Genomic DNA, 15415 nt, shown 5'->3' on the forward strand with positions numbered 1-15415 from the left:
TGGATCACTTCAAGCCAGTATTCGATCTTCACCTGTTTCACAGGAGATAATTCAGCCTTCATATAATTTAGACTCCAATCTAGAATTTTTTAAAGTTCTTGGAGCAGCTCCAAAAACTCTAATTGAATTCACTAAAATTATCGGAGATTTATTGATGAATTGGAATCCACTGTTTTATCTGACGCTTACCTTGTTATAATTGAAATTACATCATTAAATTTTAATGTCTTTCCTTCATTTATACCTCCACCAAGATATGTCATATTACCAGCATATGAACGTTTTGGCTTCAAACGCGTACTTTCTTTTTTAATTCCTGTCCTAAATCCATAAATTGGATCAATATAAAAATCAGGACATTCATCATCTAATGCTTCTCCACAACACCGACATTTATGTTTTTCTTGATCACTTGCAAAAATATTTACTGTTTCACAAGTTGGACATTTATAAATGAAATTGCGAGGGAAGTCTCCCGTTTTAGGTAATATTATGTATTCAGAAGTATATTTTTCTCCATCAACAATTACTTCTGAACCAGGAGCATATTCTGAAATAGCTATACGTAAATCTCTTGTCAAATTAATATCATTATTTCTTTTTCCATCTATATATACTTCCAGTTCAACCACATCAATTGGAAAACCATATTTAGGAACAACACAATGCTTTGATAAAGCATCTAGCAATTTAGTTTTATTAAGTTTTTCTATTTGTTTTGTATAATATTCTGCATCTCTATATTTCTCATATTTTATTGCTTCGGTTTTTGCTTGCAAATATTCTTTTTCGGTTAATTTTACAGTATCCACAAATAATTCTAATTTTTCATCTTTGTTCCCCATATTTTCAAACCATTTAAAATTATGGTAAGATGCATAAACATCTTCTGGTAAAACTCTTTGGTTAATGTATGCATTTAATTTTTGAGGATGTGATTTAATATAATTGTTAAATTTTGTATTCCCAGATTTATTTACAAAATCCTCTATAGTTTTATAGTACTCAGGATATTCCCTAAAGAAAAAGCCCAAACAAGCAGCCGTTAAATGACGTATAATAATTTTTTGATTTAATATATCAAAATAAGGTGGATTAATGATGCCAGAAATCATTTTCTCTGGATCTTGAAAGTATGTATAGTCATGAGATCTTGATCCACAATAGGTCAAAATATATGCTGAACAATCTTTTCTACGACCTGCACGACCTGCTCTCTGCACATAGTTTGCTGGGGTAGGTGGTACATCTCTCATAAATACGGTTTCAAGATCTCCAATATCAATACCCATTTCAAAGGTAGTTGAACAACTTAAAATGTTGATTTTCTTATTTTTAAAATCTTCTTGATATTCTTTCGCTTTCTCTCGATTTAATTGTGCAGTATGTTCCTTGATTATCACAGTTTCAATTTTTTTATTCTTATATTTTTTACGATAATAATTATTTTTTAAAGTCTCATCTGGATCAATCTCTACTAACGTTCCATCACATTTATCTCGAACACATTTATTATGTACATTGTATGGCGTGATTTTACCGCATTTACAACATTGATAAAATTTTGTTTCTTTATAATTCTTAATATTATAATTGCTTGCGTCAATTTTATAATAAGGATCACGTCCTTGCTGTTTTAATATTCCACCATCAATTCCAATATTTTCACCATTTTTGACTTTTTCTTTTAAAACTTTTAATTTATTATTGAACCGAATCAAACTAATTTTAGAGATTAAAATCTTATATAAATTTTCTTGTTCTTCCTTTGAAAACTCATCATTGATTAGACACTTATTTATTATTTCATATAATCCTTCAAATGATTGGTTATCTTTTATAAAATATTATACTGCATAATCCAATCTTTTAAATGATATATTTCAGCTTTATTTATAACACCATCACAAATAATACCATCAACTATATCATTAAGCTCATATAGAGGTGTATTTTCACTCTGTAAGTTTTGATTATATTCATTGCAATACATCATGACTTATTGATATTCATTTTGAGTAATAATACCATCCTCAAGAATTTTACTCATTAAATTAATCAACTTTGCTTGCTCATCGTCATAAACTAAATCCTTATTTTTTGCAACCCAATCTTTAAGTCGAGTAATTTCTTTCTCATTCACAACATCATCAAAGTGTATGCCTTTAAATATTCCAATCAATTCATTCAAATCATGCATATTTACACTTCTTTCTAAAAAAGTACGAAGCACATATGCTTCGCACCTCTTTGTGCTATACATCTTTATTTATTAAATATTTAAGAAAACGAGGCTATTAATTATTAATAGTTTTACCATATCTTCGCTAAATCATATAGAAAAATATCCGTACTGTCTTATTTTTTACTCTCTATTCCCATGTTTCCCTAATCTTAGGTAATAATTCTAGATCTGCTGGTAACCAATCCACACTTTGTAGTTCTTCTTTAGTTAGCCACTTGGCATCTTCATGTTCCAACAATTCCAACTTTCCTGATTTGACTGTGCACCAAAAACAATGCATAGTGAGATGGAATGTTGGATAATCATAATCAATGGTATCAATTAAATCTTTTACTTCAATATCTGTATCTAACTCTTCTTTTATTTCTCTTCTTAAGGCTTGTTGTGGGGTTTCATTGGGTTCTATTTTTCCACCTGGAAATTCCCAACCATCTTTAAATTCGCCATAACCTCGTTGTGTCGCAAAAATACGACCTCTATGTTGAATGACAGCTGCCACTACTTCTATTGATTTCATTTCATTCACCTACAATATAATCATAAATATCTTCACGTACGGGTTGATCTAATCGATAGTTAATCTCAACAGCCGATTTATTCCCCACCATAATTTCTTTACCTTGATTCATCGCATGTAGTGTACCCATATAATAAAATTCTTTGGATCCTTTATCTTCTTTGTTCTTACGTACAAATAGATGCATCACAATCCCCAAAGAATCCGCATGCAATGCTTTTTGCACATCATCACTATGCAAATTTCTACCAGATTTAGAAATCCATATTAATTCACGATCGGAAACAAAGCGATCTTCATATTTTATTGTATCCGCAATATCATTGGATTTATCATAGTTCACAAAAATAGGGAATGTTTTCGTATTGGAATCGTATTTATATCCACCAATATTCAATGGAACTAAACTCTTCTCCCAATTCAACAAACGACATACATCTTCATACGTATATTTGGCATATAAAGTAAATGGCGTATTTCTAAATGGTGTACTATATTCTTTCTGATAACGATATAATCCGTATTCTATGGTTTCTTGGAATAATTGTTTAAAATCTGGATTCTGTAATAAATGTTGAAATACATCTGATATTTCAAAGTCATTTTGAATAAATACACAATCTTTATATCGATTGGCTCCTGTTCCTGTGGCAAATTGTCCCGTTAACATATTAAACATATTGGTTCGATAATTTTGATCACCATGGATTTGAACATCCTGATTATTTAATAATTGTTGAAGAATCATCAATTCATCTTTCCGTTTTCCAGCAGCCAATTTCGTGGAAATGAACTCCAACATATTTTCTTCCACTGGTCCTAAATGAATCTTGAAATCTTTTTTATCACATTTTTTCAAGAACATATAATACGATCCATAGGTTGAATTATCAAATATACGCAATGGATCAATGGAACCATATGTTTCAAAATCCATCAAGGAAGGAATATGTCCAATTTTAAACTTCAATTGTTGATAACTTTCTTTTAATAAACGGGATTCATTAAAATTAGCCGCATCAATGGACTGAAAAATCCGTTTTCGCGTAATTACATCAAAATGAATAGAGGATGCACCTGGAATCATTTTGGATCCTTCTTGTACATATCGACGAACCGTATCTTTGTTGTAGGAACGATCCCCTGATAAAGCAATCGGTATCATAAAATTATTTTTGTAGTTGCCAATAAAATCTAAAATAACAACATACTCTTTATTTTCTGCTTTCCTTAAGCCTCGACCTAATTGCTGAATAAAAACAATTGGACTTTGAGTTGGACGCAATAAAATCACTTGATTGATTTCTGGAATATCCACACCTTCATTGAAAATATCAACGGTGAAAATATAATCCAAATAATCATCCGTGTCATCTCTAACTAACTTTTCAATACATTTTTCACGATAGGATTGTGGATCATCACCACTTAAAGCAGTTGTTTTTAATCCTCTCTCATTAAATAACTGTGATAATATTTTACATTCTTCTTTTCGACTACAAAAAATCAATCCCTTCACACGATTGCCTGAATAACCATAAAATTGAGCTTGTTTTAAAATATAATCCACCCGTTGATCACTAACCAATAAGTTAAATTGTGACATATCATCCAATGCTTGGCCATCTACTTCAAAGTCTGTAATGCCAAAATAGTGAAATGGACAAAGTAAATTTTCTTCTAAAGCTTGTTGCAAACGTATTTCCCCGGCAATATTGTGATCAAATAAGCCATAGATATCATACCCGTCGGTACGATCGGGACTTGCTGTCATTCCTAACCAAAATTTTGGTTTAAAATAGGACATGATCTTTTGATAACTCGAAGCCCCAGCCCGATGCACTTCATCAATAATAATGGTATCAAACTGATTTGGATCAAATTGTTCCATTATATAGTCTTTTGACATCGTCTGCATTGTTGAGAATATATAGTCGGCCTGCATATTCTTTTCATTACCCGAAAGTAAGCCAAAAGTTCTTGTGTTTCCAAACACCCGACGATAACTACGCATCGCTTGTTTGGCAATCTGCTCACGATGCACAATAAATAACACATGCTTTTGCTTTTCTTCACGCATCGCAAAAGCCGATGCATATGTTTTTCCTGTACCTGTTGCTGATATCAACAACGCTCGATTCTTTTCCTTTGCTCGAATCGATTCCAACGATGTAATAAAATCCCTCTGCATAGAATTGGGCTTTAATTCATAAGATGTTGTTTCTTTTTCTTGCTCTTCTACTTGTTCTCTTTGAATTTGAAAATTGTCATAGGAATCACGATAATCGTCAATAAACGCATCATAAGGTTGCGAATAATCACTTAAAAATAAATAATCAAATTCTTTTTGGATAAACTGTGCAAATTCACCCTCTTGGCTCGAAACCAATTTAGTATTCCATTCTTTGTTTAAAGTAAGAGCTTTACTAGTTAAATTCGAAGATCCAATCAACATATGGAACACATTCTTATTTTTAAAGATATATCCTTTGGTATGAAATCCATCTTGCGATTGGCCACAACGATACATTCGAAGATCCACATTGGAAAATGATGCTAATTTATCCAAAGCCATTGGTTGACTAAATGTTAAATAATCGGTTGTTAAAATACGGCCATGAATGTTTCTTGCTTCTAATTCTTTCAATGTTTGTAGCAAAGGCACTAATCCACTCATTGTAATAAATGCCACACTAATCGCAAAACTATCACAATGTTGCATTTCTTTTTCTAACGTTGTTAAAACTTTCATTCCACGATGATAATCATTGGTGATAAATTGTGGACGAAAGGATTCACTGGATGGAATCGATGCATCCACAAATGCAGTTAAAAATCCATTTTCTATCTCTTTATTCATATTGCTGTTCATATACTATTTATTATAATGGTTGAGTTCACACAAAAAAAGATCCAAAGATCTTCCCTTGCATGTATTTACTACAATAAACATAAAAATGCAGATGATTCTATCATTTCATCTGCATCTTTATCTATTATTGTAGAGAAGAGAAAAAGTTATATAAAATATCGGTTGCCCGATTCACAGTATTGATTTCAGATTCTTGAGATCGAGGACATGTGTCCTTCCCATTCATGATCAATTTTGCAATAGAGAATTCACCATTATTCCTCAAGTGCTTATGTTCGTATACCCTAGAACGTTTGGATCACAAGAATTTCGCTTAGCTTCATCGAACATAGTAAAGACCGCCGTTATAGGCGGTACTTGTTACATATCCAAAAGATCGGCATGACTGCCAGTATCAATCAACGTCAATGTAAGAATATCATTATCAACCAGATAAATGAGTAACCAATCCAGCTGAATATGACATTCACGGAACCCTTTCAGATTTCCTTTTAATTCATGATCACGATATTTCTCTTCCAGTACTTTCCCCTGACGTAAAGTATCAATAATTTCATTAAGAAGTGACATATCCAATCCACGTTTTTTCATTCGCTTATAACTTTTCTTATAAGCCGTGGTAAATTTGACAATGAATACCATTTATCCCTCAAGTGCTTTCTTTAAATCATCCATGTTCGTATACCCTGGAACGTTTGGATCACGAGAAATTCGCTTAGCTTCATCGGCAGCATTAAGAAGTTCTTGTGAATACCGTGGAATCTCTACCTTGAAGGGGAGTCCTCCTCTCATGATACACTGTCTTAAAAAGATGTTAACAGCTCCGGACATATCCATGCCAAGGTCATTGAATAGTTCGTTTGCTTGCTTTTTAACATCTGCATTAATACGAATCTGAGTAGGAACTGTAGACATACAAATCATCTCCTTTTCCACCCATATTATATTCTATTAGATATACATTGTAAATCGTTTTAGCAAATTTGGTAATAACTTTGACTTGTTTCAAGTCAAAAAAGCCCTCGTTTATGATTTATGAGGGCTCTACGCTTTTAGAAGGAGGGAATGTAGAAAAGCGTAAGATATATTTATGTCTGATCAGCTTTTAATACAGCATGCAACATGACAGAAGCACCTTGGGTACATTGTTCTGGAGAAGAATATTCTTGTTCACAATGGGATAAGCCATCTTTGGATTGTACAAATATCATTGTGGTGGGAAGCATATATGCGGCAAACTGGGCATCATGTCCCGCACCCGAATGGATTCTTTGATAGTTTGTATGCAATTCTTTTGCGGATTCTTCCACATAATCAATCAATTGCTTATCAAAATATACCGTTTCTCGTTCCCATGCTTTTTCAACCTTGCAGATACAACCATCCCACATCTCATCTTCAAAACGTTTGACGATCTTCAATACAGCATCTCGGACTTCTTTCTTTTCATGACGGACATCGATACAGAAATCAAAATAATCCGGTACGCATGTATGTAAATTGGGATGACAAGATACTTCACCCGTGGTATAGACAAGATCTTTATAACCTAATGAATCAATGCGTTTATGTAATTCAATCAGTGCATGACTTGCTGCTAAAAACGAATCTTTACGCTTAGGCATGGGAAAGGTTCCTGCATGGGTCGTTTGACCATAAAACTTCAAACGATAGTTGAACATGCCCAATACACAATCCACGACTCCAATATCTTTATGATGGTCTTCTAAGATGGGGCCCTGCTCAATATGTGTTTCAAACATATATTGGTATGTATTTGGAGTGATTCGATTTTTCTTATCCCCTTTATAACCCGACTGTTCAATGGCTTGTTGGAAGGTCATCGTATCGCCTTTGGAAGCCATCATATTTTCTTCTTTATATTTGGAACGCACATTCTCGGGTAAATAATCATAACAGACAATGCCACTCGACATCATACAAGGCGGATAGAGAGAACCTTCTTCATTGGTCCAGATCATCGCTGTGATCGGATGGATATGCGGAATCTGCTCTTTCTGGATGGTTGTCAACACTTCCATCGCACTCATGACACCTAAAATTCCATCGTAATTGCCTCCGTTCATGACCGAATCCACATGCGATCCCATCACGATCCGTTTAGCATTGGGATCACTACCTGGTAAGGTCGCATAGACATTGGCAATATCATCCGTTTCGATTTGCGCGCCAATCGCTTTCATTCGTTTGACAAATTCATCTCTGGCTTGGATAGCTTCTTTGGACAAGGAGAATCGCGTAATGCCTCCATGTCCGGTAGCCCCAAACTTTGAAAATGTATCGATCAAATTTGTCATTCGTTCTAAACTACACGTGATCATGATCAATCCTCCAGTAACCAGTTCTGGAATTTTTCATTGGCTTTATCATAGTTTTTGGCCCACCATTCAGGATTAAACCATACCACTTGATCTTTGTAGTAATCACTCGAAGGAATCTTACGAATGGTTGCATCATCCAAATATTGATAAGCCCCTTGATTGACAGGACCATACGATACGGTCTTCGCAAAACGAGCCTGTGCTTTTGGACGCGTAACATAGTTGATAAATTCATTCGCTAATTTTTTATGTTTCGTACCTTTGATAATGCCCCAGTTATCCGTAATACATAAGGCTTGATTGTAGTTGTAGTCAACTGCTTCCCCTTCATCTTTTGCATCTTGAATACGACCGGACCATGCTGAAGCGAGATCTACTTCATTGGACGATAACAATTGGGCGGGTTCAGAACCCGATTCCCACCATACACTGACACTATCTTTGACTGTATCTAGTTTATTCAAAGCACGATCAATATCAATTGGATACAGATCTTCTGGAGCTACCCCATCAGCCAACAATGCTTCTTCAAATAAATGGATGGGATTCTTATAGAAGGTTCGCTTACCTGGATATTTATCCGTATTGAAGAAATCTGCCCAAGTTTGCGGACTTGTTTGACTATTGTATTTTGATGTATTATACGCAATGACTGTCGCAAACGTATATGCTCCTACCCCTTTCTTCGAAGTGTAATCTTCAATGCCTGTTTTATCGACAATATCATAATCAATATTCTCTAAATATTTAGCCCCTGCATAGGTCCAATAGGAATCTAAAGTTGCTACATCCCATGTGACATTGTCGTTATTGACCATGGTTTGGATCTTAGAATAATCGGTATAACTATCCCACGTGATCTTGCAGTTGTATTTCTTTTCAAACCCTTTGGCAGCGGCTTTAATTCCATCTTCCAAAGCACCACCCCACGTACAGATCACTAAGTTTTCTTTTCCCGAATTTGCTGAAGTATTGCCACAAGCTGCTACCGAAACACTCATAGCACCAGCTGCTAAAACAGTCAATCCTCTTTTCCATAATTTATTCATCTCACATCTCTCCTATTCTGCTTCACGAATCAAGGGGAAAGTCATGCAGTGAATGCCCCCACCACCTTTTACGATCTCACTGATATCCACTTCAATGACTTCCAAACCGAATTCACGCATCCGCTGATTGGTCTTGGTATTGGTATTGGCGGAAATGACTTTGCCATCCCCCAATCCTTGAATATTGGCCGCATAAGCCAGTACTTCTTCTTTCGTAATTTCAATCATCTTGAAATTCCGTCGTTTAAATCGTTGAACAATACCATCGGGCAACAAATCAGGACAAATAATAACTGTATCTTTCGCAATGATATTGATGATGATATCAATATGAAGATATTTACGATCCACATAGATAGGTGTCATTTCATAGCCTAAATCGGATAATTGGGCTTTGACACTATCAAAGCCAGCCGGATCGGTACGATCGATTACCCCCATTAATAAGGTATTTTCATCTAAGAAACAAAAGTCGCCCCCTTCAAAACAACCTGCAGTACAACGGGCAATACAAGGAACACCCAGTTCTTTTAATTTCTTTTCATAGAGAGCTGTTTCCGGTTGTCGTACCGGTTCTTTAAAATGACCTAATACATAGCCTTCTTTTAAACAAATGCCAAAGTCACGGGCAAAGATTTGATAGGTCAATCCTTCTTTCGGCTCGATCAATTCAACTTCTACGCCATTGTCTTCATACGCTTGAATCAATGCTTTATGTTGTTTTTTACACAATTCATAATCCATTTCATAGCCTTGTTCCATCCATTTTCTTGAAATCCCATTAATAGGTTCAATACGATAATAATCAGCTGGACAAAGCAACACCTTCTTTAATTTTCCATATGCATTGTTTACAAAAGTCGCCATAATTAGATCCTCCTCTCCGACTTTTTATCTATATACAATTGAATACATCCATATAGGATGAATCCAAGTGCAACCACAACGATGATCAAAGCCGATAATGCCGCTAGTGTCGGCTTGATCTGTTGGTTGATGCCATTGTACATTTTCATTGGAATGGTCATGACCGATGGATCAACCACAAATAGAGTGATCGCTATCTCATCAAACGAGGTCATAAACGCAAAGAGCGCAGCCGAACCAATCGATGGCATCAACATTGGTAAAACAATATCTTTAAAAGCTTGTAGTCGTCCTGCCCCTAAATTACGGGCTGCCATTTCATATTGATCACCAATCTTTGATAGTCCGGCCATTAAAGCACTAACGACAAATGGAATAGCTACCATCGTATGACAAATGATCAATCCCAAGTACGTACCATTCAAATGCAGGCGAGATAATAGAGCGTACATGGAAATCGCTGTAACAATAATGGGTACCGATTGCGGTAAACGAAAACATTCATAAAAGATCGTTTGGATCTTGTTGGATAATTCACGCAATCCTAGTGAAATCATGATACCGAAAAGCAAAGAAAGAATGGTTGTACAAATGGCAATAATGATAGAATTTTGAAAGGCAAATGCCCATTCCGGATCGGAAAACAAATCCTGATACCATTGGGAAGAAAATTGGGTAATGGGAAATGTGATATAGGTAGAAGCCGATAAAGATACCGGAATGACCAATAAAATTGACAACAAGATCACAACCAAAGTGATGGTCGTCAATACATTGGAAATGCTGAATTTTCGCTTTCTCATTTGGATTCTCCTTTCACTCTACCCAACCTTTGAGTGATGAGCATGATAAGGATGGTCACGATGATCAATACCACCGAAATGGCAGCTGCAAAGTTCCAATTCAATTCCACATTGATGGCTTGCTGGATCAATTGCGACATCATCGTATTGGATTGACCACCTAGTAAAGCGGGTACGATATAGTAGCCCAAAGCATTCAAGAATACGATGGAAAAACCACTTACGATGCCAGGTACACTCAATGGCAAGAAAATCTTACGAAAAGTATAAAATCGACTAGCACCTAGATTTTCGGAGGCCGTCAACAAATTGGTATCGATTTGTTGCATGATGGGAGTTAGTGAAAAAATCATGTAAGGAAGAAAAATATAGGTCATCCCACAAACGACACCAAAATAGGTATGTAACAATTGAATAGGTTGATCAATCAGACCAAGCCCCATAAGAATGGTATTGATAACACCATGTTGTTGAAGCATGATGATCCAAATATAGGTCTTCACTAAAAGACTGGTCCAATATAAGATCTGCACGACCGTATTGATCACGATCTTCCCTTTTCGAGAAGCCTTCGTGATGGAATAGGCAATGGGATAGCCCAATACCAAACTAAGAACGGATACGATCAAGCTTAAGGTGAAGGTATTTTTTAATACATTCATATATAAAGAAGTGGCAAAAAAGCGTTGGAAATAAGCAAGGGTAAAACCACTCTCATCAAATACTGACCGAATCAATACCTCCATCAAGGGAATGACCATAAAAAACAGAATGAATACGAATGGTGGAATCAGAAATAAACGCATAGGATTTTCTTTGATTGTTTTCATGATCACCACCACCTACTCTGCAACCGGAATCAGATCTTTTGGATAGAATCCCACCTTGATGGGAGCTCCACGTCGCAAATCATATTTACCCCGTGCATACGTTTGTACCCGTAACATCAAGCCTTCTTCTGATTCAATTTCCAAATAGTAGGCATCTCCTACATAGGTCGATTGGTTGATGAAACCTGGTAGAACAATACCTTTAAAATCCGCTTGTACCATACGGAATCGCTCTGGACGTAAAACCAAATACATGTCCTGTCCTTCATGGAACCAAGAAGTACGCTCACCCAATTGAACCGGTACGATCTTGCCATCGTTTAATTTCACCCGTGCCTGGTCATCATCGATGGAAAGAATATGTCCATCCAAAATGGTTGATTCACCGATAAAATTCGCAATAAAGCGACTATTCGGATATTCATACAAATCTTCTGGTGTCGATATCTGACAGATCTGACCATCACGCATGACACAGATCTTATTGGCCATGGTCAAGGCTTCTTCTTGATCGTGGGTAACCGAAATCGTTGTCAAACCCAAGTCTTGATGGATCTTACGAATTTCCCGTTGCATTTGTTTTCGCAATTGTTTATCCAGAGCAGCCATTGGCTCATCCAACAACAACACCAAAGGATTGAACACGATTGTTCGAGCCATGGCTACTCGTTGTTGCTGACCTCCTGAAAGTTCTTTTGGATATCGCTTGTTGTAACCTTTCAAATTAACAACTTCCAAGATGTTTTCCACCATTTCTTTTCGTTGATTGGCTTCGATCTTGCGAATCTTTAATGGATAGGCAATATTTTCTTCCACCGTCATATGTGGGAACAATGCATAATTTTGAAACAACATGCCAAAATTCCGTTGGTTGGCTTCTCGATCAACTATATCTTTTCCATCCACTAAGATCTGGCCTTCACTGATATCTTCAAAACCAGAAATCATTTTTAAGACCGTACTCTTACCTGCTCCAGAAGGACCAAGAATCGTCACAAAATCGCCCTTCTCTATCGTTAGATTTACATCTTTGACTACTTCGTTTTTACCATATCGTTTAGTGACATGTTTTAATTCCATCCGTTTTCCAAGACCACCCGTCATCGCTAACATACAATCCCTCCAAACAAAAAACGGAACTAACTCGTTCGGTTAGCTCCGTTGCTATGTCTAGATATTAGTATATTCCTCACCATCTCTCAATGTTTACATGCATAACTGTTTTTATGCACCATGCACAATCAAGATTTTATCGCTGTTAAAAAATGTTTGATTTCAAAAGCCGTATTCAATAGAAATAAAGTATGCATATCATTCAAAGAAATATCTAAGATTTCTTCAATTTTATTCAGTCGATAGCGCATCGTATTTCGATGAATATACAGTCGTTTACTGGCATCCAACGCATTACAGTTACAATCCATATATACTTTCAATGTTTCACACAAATTGCCATGGGAAACCGAATCCGACACCTCCAGTTTCCCTAGGATTTCTTGATAAAAGGCGTACAGCGGTTCCGTTTGGGAAATACACCCTAGCACTTTATAGATACCAAGATTGCGATACCATTGTACATATTGATGTTGATCATCCGCAAATTTCACCGCTAAAAGGGCTTCATTGCGTGCTTCTTTGTATTGCAAGATTCCATTCTTTCGTAAACTGATTCCTACTTGGATACGAACCTTTTCTTTGTTCCAATATGACATTCCAATCGAAACAAAAATGGATTGAATTTGTTTTTGATCGAGTGTATCCGAAGGAAATAAGACCAATAATCCATCGGGTTCTGGTAAGACAATGACATAACGAATGCCTTGATTATCAAACGCATTCCGAATCAAATTCTTGATATATTCCTCATTTTCGCGATCCCGAATTTCGATCCGTGCCAATACACATTCTCGACCAAAATCAAAATGATAAATCAAACCCATCTTGATCACATCTTCTTCACTGGAATAGTTGCCATATAAAATACTGGAAAGAAGAGATTCCAATGACGTATAAATATTTTTTTCATTAACGATTCGCGTACTGATAATTTGTGACAAATCAATCAAACGAATGGTCCATGGCAATTCAAACAACGGAATGTTTTTTTCATTGGCTAGATCCATCAAAAAAGGCGTTGTTTTATCTTTTTGAATAATGATGCCCGATGCACACTTTTCCTCTGAATTGTAGACCAACTTGCTCACAAATTCATCGTTCTGAATGATATCTTCATTCGTGATGACCATCAACTCACCACCTTGGATCCAATGGCTATATTTTTCCGGATCTTCATAAAAGGTGTCATTGACCACACGCATGGAATCCGCAAAATATAACCATCGCACATGCCGATATAACCCCTTTTGGCCAGCTACCAATTCGAGTTCTTTGAGATCTTCTATTTCTAAAATATCACCACAAATCATACAATCACCTTCTATTTATGGACGTACTACATTGTATTTCATGCACAAAAGATATTAATCCAATAGCCAATCAATCGCATTCATTACTTCAATGCCTTCATAATTTCCTAATGTAACCTTATCCAATGTTAAAACTATTTTTTTATAGTTATCTTTAATGGAGCGTAATGGATCCATCTCCCTTTCAAACGTTGTTGGATCAATCATGCTAGCCGTCACTTGACAATATATAATTTCATCATTTTTTTGCCCAACAAAATCAATCTCAGAAGATTCGGTCTTTCCTACGCTTACTCTATATCCTCTACGAATCCATTCAAAATAGACTATATTCTCTAAAGAAAAGCCTAAATCATACTTTTTTTTTGGCAACATAAAATTTCGCAATGCCAGATCAACGATATACCATTTATTCAATGTTTTTAAATTTTTTTTTCCAGATACATCAAATCGTTCCACCGGATAAAAAATAAATGCTTCTTTTAAGGCTTCCATATAGTCATCTACTGTTGATGCAGATACTTTTCTTCCACTCGAAACGAGATATCCTGTAACCTTTTTAACCGAAATTACACTACCAACAGTACTAGCTAAATATTTCGCAATGGATTTCAATAGAACCACATTGGAAATTTTTCTTTTGTTTGAATCTACATTTTTTCTATTTTCTCGCTCTTCTATATCCTTTATGATGACCGTATTATAAATGCCTTCCAAATACATATTCAATTGTTCATCATTCAATGCCATCGTAATGAGATAAGGAAAACCACCATATTTTAGATATTGATAAAATACCTCTTCTTTATCTCCTCCTTTTTCTTTATAAACTTCTTTAAAAGATAAAGGCAGCATAGAAATTTCAACATAACGCCCCGATAAAAGAGTAGCCAAATCCGAAGAAAGCATATATGCATTTGAGCCGGTTATATAAACATCAATATTTTCCTTGATATATAAACTATCTACGACCTTCTCAAACCCAGGAACTTTTTGAACTTCATCTAAAAATATATACATTTTTTCATCTGGAAGCAGTTTGTTTACAATATATGTATATAGATTCTTATAATCCATCAATGATTCAAATTGTAAATCTTCAAAATTAATGAAAATAATTTGATCATTCATAACGCCATTTTCTTTCAAATAATTTTGAAATTGCTTTAATAATGTTGACTTTCCACATCTTCTAATTCCAGTTATCACTTTGATGATATCGTGATCTTTCCATGAAATAAGTTGATCTAAATAATTTTTACGTATCACCATACCCATTCACCTCATTTCCAATATATCAAAACGAGAACGAGCATTCAAATATAAATCCCGATATCGGGATTTATTTATATTTTTTCTTATTTTATACCGATTTCGGTATTTTGATAATTATTCAAATCCTCTATCCATTTTGTATTTCATGCACAAAAGATATTGTTCTCGCTACTAATGTATTTCAAAAAC

15 protein-coding genes are annotated in these 15415 nt (G+C 35.3%); 1 reads left to right on the top strand and 14 read right to left on the bottom strand.

All coding sequences use genetic code 11. From position 1 onward, the window contains the following. A partial coding sequence (locus MOZ64_RS01115; RefSeq protein ID WP_320324784.1) for a hypothetical protein occupies positions 1 to 199 on the top strand: 199 nt, incomplete at its 5' end. Here MOZ64_RS01115 and MOZ64_RS01120 read toward each other — a convergent pair. The 14 genes from MOZ64_RS01120 to MOZ64_RS01185 all read right to left on the bottom strand — a co-directional run bounded on the left by MOZ64_RS01120 (position 186) and on the right by MOZ64_RS01185 (position 15223). Continuing rightward, positions 186 to 1721, bottom strand: coding sequence for a helicase C-terminal domain-containing protein (locus MOZ64_RS01120; protein WP_320324785.1), 1536 nt, complete (start codon positions 1719 to 1721; stop codon positions 186 to 188). The two genes, MOZ64_RS01115 and MOZ64_RS01120, sit on opposite strands and share 14 nt — an antisense overlap. A gap of 278 nt (positions 1722 to 1999) precedes the next feature. Next, on the bottom strand, positions 2000 to 2200 hold the full coding sequence (locus MOZ64_RS01125) for a hypothetical protein (protein ID WP_320324786.1): 201 nt from the start codon (positions 2198 to 2200) through the stop codon (positions 2000 to 2002). A 172-nt stretch (positions 2201 to 2372) separates the two neighbouring features. Further along, on the bottom strand, positions 2373 to 2762 hold the full coding sequence (locus MOZ64_RS01130) for a (deoxy)nucleoside triphosphate pyrophosphohydrolase (protein ID WP_320324787.1): 390 nt from the start codon (positions 2760 to 2762) through the stop codon (positions 2373 to 2375). A 1-nt stretch (position 2763) separates the two neighbouring features. After that, positions 2764 to 5622 (bottom strand): DEAD/DEAH box helicase, encoded by a 2859-nt coding sequence (locus tag MOZ64_RS01135; RefSeq protein ID WP_320324788.1) that lies wholly within the window; start codon positions 5620 to 5622, stop codon positions 2764 to 2766. A gap of 372 nt (positions 5623 to 5994) precedes the next feature. Next, positions 5995 to 6276, bottom strand: coding sequence for a type II toxin-antitoxin system YafQ family toxin (locus MOZ64_RS01140; protein ID WP_320324789.1), 282 nt, complete (start codon positions 6274 to 6276; stop codon positions 5995 to 5997). Beyond that, positions 6277 to 6549, bottom strand: coding sequence for a type II toxin-antitoxin system RelB/DinJ family antitoxin (locus tag MOZ64_RS01145; protein ID WP_320324790.1), 273 nt, complete (start codon positions 6547 to 6549; stop codon positions 6277 to 6279). It lies immediately after the preceding gene. A 173-nt stretch (positions 6550 to 6722) separates the two neighbouring features. Then, entirely contained in the window at positions 6723 to 7976 is a 1254-nt protein-coding gene (locus MOZ64_RS01150) for a Zn-dependent hydrolase (RefSeq protein WP_320324791.1), read from the bottom strand. A 2-nt stretch (positions 7977 to 7978) separates the two neighbouring features. Beyond that, positions 7979 to 9025 (bottom strand): polyamine ABC transporter substrate-binding protein, encoded by a 1047-nt coding sequence (locus tag MOZ64_RS01155; RefSeq protein WP_320324792.1) that lies wholly within the window; start codon positions 9023 to 9025, stop codon positions 7979 to 7981. Positions 9026 to 9037: 12 nt separating this feature from the next. Next, a complete protein-coding gene (locus MOZ64_RS01160) occupies positions 9038 to 9892 on the bottom strand; it encodes a dimethylarginine dimethylaminohydrolase family protein (RefSeq protein WP_320324793.1) in 855 nt (284 codons plus the stop codon). 2 nt (positions 9893 to 9894) lie between these two features. Further along, the gene (locus MOZ64_RS01165) at positions 9895 to 10695 is read right to left on the bottom strand and encodes an ABC transporter permease (RefSeq protein ID WP_320324794.1); all 801 of its coding nucleotides are present in this window, start codon (positions 10693 to 10695) and stop codon (positions 9895 to 9897) included. After that, positions 10692 to 11525, bottom strand: coding sequence for an ABC transporter permease (locus MOZ64_RS01170; protein WP_320324795.1), 834 nt, complete (start codon positions 11523 to 11525; stop codon positions 10692 to 10694). Before MOZ64_RS01170 ends, MOZ64_RS01165 begins: the two co-directional genes overlap by 4 nt. Before the next feature lie 12 nt (positions 11526 to 11537). Continuing rightward, positions 11538 to 12638, bottom strand: a complete 1101-nt coding sequence (locus tag MOZ64_RS01175; protein ID WP_320324796.1) for an ABC transporter ATP-binding protein — start codon at positions 12636 to 12638, stop codon at positions 11538 to 11540. Positions 12639 to 12766: 128 nt separating this feature from the next. Then, complete coding sequence (locus MOZ64_RS01180; RefSeq protein WP_320324797.1) at positions 12767 to 13951, bottom strand: PucR family transcriptional regulator; 1185 nt, start codon at positions 13949 to 13951, stop codon at positions 12767 to 12769. Between the two features lie 54 nt (positions 13952 to 14005). After that, positions 14006 to 15223: an ATP-binding protein gene (locus MOZ64_RS01185; RefSeq protein WP_320324798.1), complete on the bottom strand. Its 1218-nt coding sequence runs from the start codon at positions 15221 to 15223 to the stop codon at positions 14006 to 14008. Between the last annotated feature and the right edge of the window lie 192 nt (positions 15224 to 15415).

The sequence above is a fragment of the Absicoccus intestinalis genome, from assembly GCF_033971885.1.
In the GTDB taxonomy this organism is placed as follows: Bacteria; Bacillota_I; Bacilli_A; order Erysipelotrichales; family Erysipelotrichaceae; genus Absicoccus; species Absicoccus intestinalis.

Bases quoted from the DNA above. Each gene is read 5' to 3' on its own strand.
- MOZ64_RS01165 (WP_320324794.1), bottom strand. From the start codon at position 10,695: ATGAGAAAGCGAAAATTCAGCATTTCCAATGTATTGACGACCATCACT.
- MOZ64_RS01170 (WP_320324795.1), bottom strand. From the start codon at position 11,525: ATGAAAACAATCAAAGAAAATCCTATGCGTTTATTTCTGATTCCACCA.
- MOZ64_RS01180 (WP_320324797.1), bottom strand. From the start codon at position 13,951: ATGATTTGTGGTGATATTTTAGAAATAGAAGATCTCAAAGAACTCGAA.
- MOZ64_RS01150 (WP_320324791.1), bottom strand. From the start codon at position 7,976: ATGATCACGTGTAGTTTAGAACGAATGACAAATTTGATCGATACATTT.
- MOZ64_RS01155 (WP_320324792.1), bottom strand. From the start codon at position 9,025: ATGAATAAATTATGGAAAAGAGGATTGACTGTTTTAGCAGCTGGTGCT.
- MOZ64_RS01135 (WP_320324788.1), bottom strand. From the start codon at position 5,622: ATGAATAAAGAGATAGAAAATGGATTTTTAACTGCATTTGTGGATGCA.
- MOZ64_RS01160 (WP_320324793.1), bottom strand. From the start codon at position 9,892: ATGGCGACTTTTGTAAACAATGCATATGGAAAATTAAAGAAGGTGTTG.
- MOZ64_RS01175 (WP_320324796.1), bottom strand. From the start codon at position 12,638: ATGTTAGCGATGACGGGTGGTCTTGGAAAACGGATGGAATTAAAACAT.
- MOZ64_RS01130 (WP_320324787.1), bottom strand. From the start codon at position 2,762: ATGAAATCAATAGAAGTAGTGGCAGCTGTCATTCAACATAGAGGTCGT.
- MOZ64_RS01125 (WP_320324786.1), bottom strand. From the start codon at position 2,200: ATGCATGATTTGAATGAATTGATTGGAATATTTAAAGGCATACACTTT.
- MOZ64_RS01185 (WP_320324798.1), bottom strand. From the start codon at position 15,223: ATGGTGATACGTAAAAATTATTTAGATCAACTTATTTCATGGAAAGAT.
- MOZ64_RS01145 (WP_320324790.1), bottom strand. From the start codon at position 6,549: ATGTCTACAGTTCCTACTCAGATTCGTATTAATGCAGATGTTAAAAAG.
- MOZ64_RS01140 (WP_320324789.1), bottom strand. From the start codon at position 6,276: ATGGTATTCATTGTCAAATTTACCACGGCTTATAAGAAAAGTTATAAG.